Annotated in this window: 4 protein-coding genes; 3 read left to right on the forward strand and 1 reads right to left on the reverse strand. The window is 71.6% G+C overall.

Going from position 1 to position 4,618, the window contains the following annotated elements; all coding sequences use genetic code 11:
• Positions 1 to 1,019 (reverse strand): Rv2578c family radical SAM protein (locus ACK4LS_RS14540; protein WP_409718768.1); only part of this gene is annotated, 1,019 nt, incomplete at its 3' end.
• 135 nt (positions 1,020 to 1,154) lie between these two features.
• Here ACK4LS_RS14540 and ACK4LS_RS14545 point away from each other — a divergent pair.
• From ACK4LS_RS14545 to ACK4LS_RS14555, 3 genes are all read left to right on the forward strand, one after another.
• On the forward strand, positions 1,155 to 1,847 hold the full coding sequence (locus ACK4LS_RS14545) for a hypothetical protein (protein ID WP_409718771.1): 693 nt from the start codon (positions 1,155 to 1,157) through the stop codon (positions 1,845 to 1,847).
• Positions 1,848 to 1,921: 74 nt separating this feature from the next.
• The gene (locus ACK4LS_RS14550) at positions 1,922 to 3,049 is read left to right on the forward strand and encodes a M15 family metallopeptidase (protein ID WP_409718774.1); all 1,128 of its coding nucleotides are present in this window, start codon (positions 1,922 to 1,924) and stop codon (positions 3,047 to 3,049) included.
• Between the two features lie 233 nt (positions 3,050 to 3,282).
• Entirely contained in the window at positions 3,283 to 4,587 is a 1,305-nt protein-coding gene (locus ACK4LS_RS14555; protein WP_409718777.1) for a hypothetical protein, read from the forward strand.
• Positions 4,588 to 4,618: the final 31 nt, after the last annotated feature.

A 4,618-nucleotide genomic window follows, 5' to 3' on the forward strand; every position in this document is an offset into this window, starting at 1 on the left:
CCGGTCGTCGCGGTCCGCGCGGCCAGGCCCGGCTGCGGGCGACCGCGCGGATGGTCGTCTTCGTCCCACCCGTCGAGCTGGTGCATCCGCAGGAGGGGGCGCATGCGCTTGCCGAGCCAGGTGCGGTACGCCTTCGGTGCCGAGACCGAGACGCCCGGATAGAGGCCGCGGTACGACGAGACCAAGTGCGGGTACTCGCGCTCCAACCAGGGCAGGAACCACTGCTTGGCACCCGGACGCAGGTGCAGGGCGCCGTAGACGACGCGCGCCGCACCCGCGGCCCGGATGCGCGCGAGGGCGTCGTCGAGGGCCTCGATCGAGTCGGTGAGGTGCGGCAGGATCGGCATGAGGAACACGGTCACGCGGAAGCCGGCGGCGGTCGCCGCGCGCACCGTGTCGAGGCGGGCTTCGGCGCTCGGGGTGCCGGGCTCGATGGCCCGCTGCAGGGCATCGTCGAACACGGCGATGGACATCGCGATCGACACCCGCACCTGCTGGGCGGCCTCGGTGAGCAGCGGCAGATCCCGTCGCAGCAGCGTGCCCTTGGTGAGGATCGAGAAGGGCGTGCCGTTCTCGGCGAGGGCGCCGACGATGTCGGGCATCAGCCGGTATCGCCCCTCTGCGCGCTGGTACGGGTCGGTGTTCGTTCCGAGCATCACCGGTTCGCGCACCCAGGATCCGCGCCGGAGCTCGGTGCGCAGCACCTCGGCGACGTTGACCTTCACGACGATCTGCGAATCGAAGTCGAGGCCGTAGTCGAGGTCGAGGTATTCGTGCGTCTTTCGCGCGAAGCAGTAGACGCACTGATGGTTGCAGCCCCGATACGGATTCACCGTCCAGTCGAACGGCATCGCCGACGCACCGGGCACACGGTTGAGGGCGCTCTTGCACAGCACCTCGTGGAACGTCATCCCCGCGAACTCGGGTGTCGTGACGGAGCGCACGAGCCCGTCCATCCGTTCCATGCCGGGGAGGGCGGCCGTGTCGTCGACGCCCAACTGCTGCCCTTGCCATCTCATGACACCAGTCGAACACATGTTCGATGAAACGACAAGGCGGATCGTCTCCCGCCCGTCTCCATCGGCGAACGGCGAGACGGTACTGTGGCCACCACGTGCGCTCCTCGTGCGCGACGTCGAGCGACAGGGGTGCGCATGGACGCGGTCCGACACGTGCGCGGTCACGCGCTGCTGCATCGATCGGGGCGCCGGATAGAGCCTCTCCATCCGGCCTTCCTCGAACGGCATCCCACCGCCTCGGGATGGCTCTGGCTCGCGCTGATGGCGCTCCTGCTCACGGCGTGCGACCTGCTCGGCGGACCCGAGCCCCTGCGCGTGTCGATCTCGCTGAGTGCGGCGCTGCCCTCGCTCGGGGCGACCCTGTTGGTGCTCTCGCAGACGCCGCGGACGCACCTCGAGAACGAGGAGTCGATCCTCGGGCACTTCTTCGCGCGGTTCTTCGCCCTGCTCGGTGCCCTCGTGCTGTGGATCGGATCGGTGGTGCTGGGGGCGGCCGTCGCCGTGCAGTTGACCGTCGACGCGGGGACCGACTCCGACAGGGCCTGGTCGGAGGCGATCGACATCTTCGCGGCGGTGGTCCCCCTGATCGTGGCCACGCTCTGGGCCGTGCTGGTGTTCCGCTGCGTCGGCTACATCGCCCGCCTGCGCGGGTGGGCGGCGGTGCCCGCGCGGCACCGCATCCCGGAGCAGTTCCTCGACGAGCTGCCGCGCACGCGGCGCATCGTGGTCGGCCTCGCCCACCCGGTGCTGCTGCTGGTGGCGGGAACGCTCAGCATCCTGCTGGTGTTCGTCGCCGCCGTCGACGTGGGTCCGCTCAGCGGCGGCTGAGCGCGGTCGACGCTCCGGACCCGTCGTGGGTGCCGGGGTCGACCCGAACCGTCGCGCGGGAGAGAATGGGTCGAGTGACACGCCCCGATCCCGAGCTCTCGCCCCGCCGCGCCGCGCGCGCGGAGGCCGAGCGACTCGCGACGGCGGCGCTCGCGCAGATCCCCCACCCCGCTCCCACGCGCCGGCGACGGCGCGAAGCCTCGTCCGCCGCGTCGACCGTCCGGTCGAGGATCGCCGCGGCGGTCTCCCTCTCCGGCCTCTCGCCCACCCTCCGTCGACGCCGCCTCGGCGTGGTCGCGCTCGCCGCCGTGGTGATCGCGGCGGGTGCGGTCGCGATCGGAGCGGCCTCCTCCGCGGCGCACCACGACGCCGCGGCCTCCGGCTCCGCCGGTGACGACGCCTCCGCCCAGGTCGTCTCGGGCCCGCCTGCGGTCCCCGACGCGGGTCTGCCCGTTCCGCAGACGGCTGCCCTCGCCGCCACCGCGACCCCCTGTGACGACCCCGCTTTCACCGCCGCGCTGGGCGGCGACGACGACGCCGCGGTGATCGCCGCGGCCGGGGGCGGGAGCGCCTTCCGGGAGGCCGTGGCATCCGGGATCGCGCCATGCGTGTCGCTGTCGAACCCGAACCGCGAGTGGCTCGTGGTCAACAAACAGCGTCCGCTCGACCCCCTCGATCACCGCCCCGGCGATCTCGTGATGCCCGACGGCGTGCGCGCGCTCGAGCAGTCGGCCCTGCGCGCCGGTGCGGCGCAGGCCCTGTCGGCGATGGTCCGTGCCGCCGCCGACGCGGGCGCGGGCGAGATCGGATTCCTCAGCGCCTTCCGCTCCTACTCGACGCAACAGTCCACCTACGCCGGTCGCGTGGCGGTGGGCGGCGTGGCCGAAGCCGACCGCGAGAGCGCGCGGGCGGGCTACAGCGAGCACCAGACGGGCATGGCCGTCGACATCGTGCCGTGCACCCGCTCGTGCGGCACGCTCGACGACGTCGCCGCTTCGCCGCAGGGCGCCTGGGTGCGCGAGCACGCCTGGGAGTTCGGATTCATCACGCGCTATGCCGAAGGGCGCGAAGAGGTCAGCGGCTACGAGCCCGAGGCCTGGCATCTGCGCTACATCGGGCCGGAGCTCGCCCGCGCCTACCACGACGGCGGCTTCACCACGCTCGAGGAGTTCTTCGGGCTCCCCGCGGCACCCTCCTACTGATCGCCGAACGCGCTCCCCGCGCCGGCGGCCGACGGTGTGTCGGAATCACCCGGATGCCGCCTCGCTCCCTCACGGGGTGATTCGGCTGGTGAAAGGTCGGGGGGAATCGCGCTGAGGCGACGGGCCGGGCGAGGACGGGCCGGAGACTGGCTGCGTCTCCGGCACAGCGCTCGGAGTGTCGCGATCCTCCGAGTGATGTCGCTGCGACCCGTCCCCGAGGAATGAGGAAAACGATGTCCGATCGTGGTCTGAGCCGTCGAACCTTCGCCGGCCTCGCCGCCCTCTCTCTGCCCGTCGTCTCGATGGTGGCCAGCGTTCCGGCGCTCGCGGCGTCTCGACCGGTGAAGTCGCTCAGCTTCACGCCGGCCGCGGTCACCGTGGATTCGTGCTCCAAAGTCTCCGATCTCACCCTCGTCGTGACCCGGGATGGGGCTGCCGCGGTGGACGAACGGGTGACACTGACCCTGCCGGCCGGATTCAGCTGGGCCGACGGCACCACGGCCGACAAGTCCGTCCTCGCCGGCCCGGGCGGTGCGGTGAGCGTGAGCGTGGTGCAGGTGGCGCTGCGCAACGGGGACTATCCCCTGCGCGCGATGCTGGACACCGGGGAGACGACGTCGGCGACCATCACGGTGACCACGACGGAGACCACCGCCGAGGCGTGGTTCTGGGATTCCGGGTGGACCCCCGTGGGAGCCGCCGCCCCCACACGCCTCCAGGTGAAGGGCGCGGTGCGCGCGATCGGGTACGGCTCCTTCATGACGGCCGACAGCACGGTCCTGTACTTCACGACGGAGGTGGCGCGCTCGGTGAGCTCGGCGGTCGCGGAACACACCGACCTCGGCGGAGGCCGCGACACGATCACCTTCGTCGCCGGAGGGGCGGCGAAGACCTATTTCAACAACGGCACCGTGACCGCCTTCCCGGCGGTACCTCCGACCGCGATCGCGGTCGGCACCCGCACCTGGCTCACGCCCGACGGCGATCTCTACCTGGGCGAGACCGTCCTCGCGCGGGGGGTGACCTCCGCCCGCGGGAACGTCTACACGGGGGGCGCCGGCGCCGGGAGCGGGGAGTGGGTCAACGTGACCTACATCCAGGACAACGTCGGGAAGGTCTACGACCAGCGCACGAGTCGCACTTCCACGGGTCCGAGCCTGCGGCGCAGCGCCACCGTCGTGGGCGCCTTGACCTTCCTCGACAGCAACGGCGACCTGTACAACCTCACCGACCCCATCGCATCCGGGGTGGAGAGCGCGTTCGGCGCCTACAACCCCGGGGCCGATTCGCGTTCGGTGTCGTACCGGAAGGCCGGGGCCGCGTACGCGTGGCGGTCGGGGACGACGGGCTCCACCGCCCTGGGTGCAGTTCCGGACGGCTCCACGCTCATCGGGTCCAACGCGTGGATCTCGCCGAGCGGCCAGCTCTTCTGGAAAGACCACGTCGTGGCCACGTCGGTCGTGAACGGGACGGCCTTCTACCTGTCCGCGCGAGACCGGGACATCATCAACTTCGTCACGAGCACTGCTTCCTGTTGAGCTCGGATCGCGGGTGCCGGGGCCCACCCCG

Origin of the sequence: Microbacterium sp. (assembly GCF_046295495.1) — a bacterium.
Taxonomy (GTDB): domain Bacteria; phylum Actinomycetota; class Actinomycetes; order Actinomycetales; family Microbacteriaceae; genus Microbacterium.

What these genes read in the sequence shown, in the direction of transcription:
- ACK4LS_RS14555 (WP_409718777.1), top strand. Translation starts at nt 3,283, where the DNA reads ATGTCCGATCGTGGTCTGAGCCGTCGAACCTTCGCCGGCCTCGCCGCC.
- ACK4LS_RS14545 (WP_409718771.1), top strand. Translation starts at nt 1,155, where the DNA reads ATGGACGCGGTCCGACACGTGCGCGGTCACGCGCTGCTGCATCGATCG.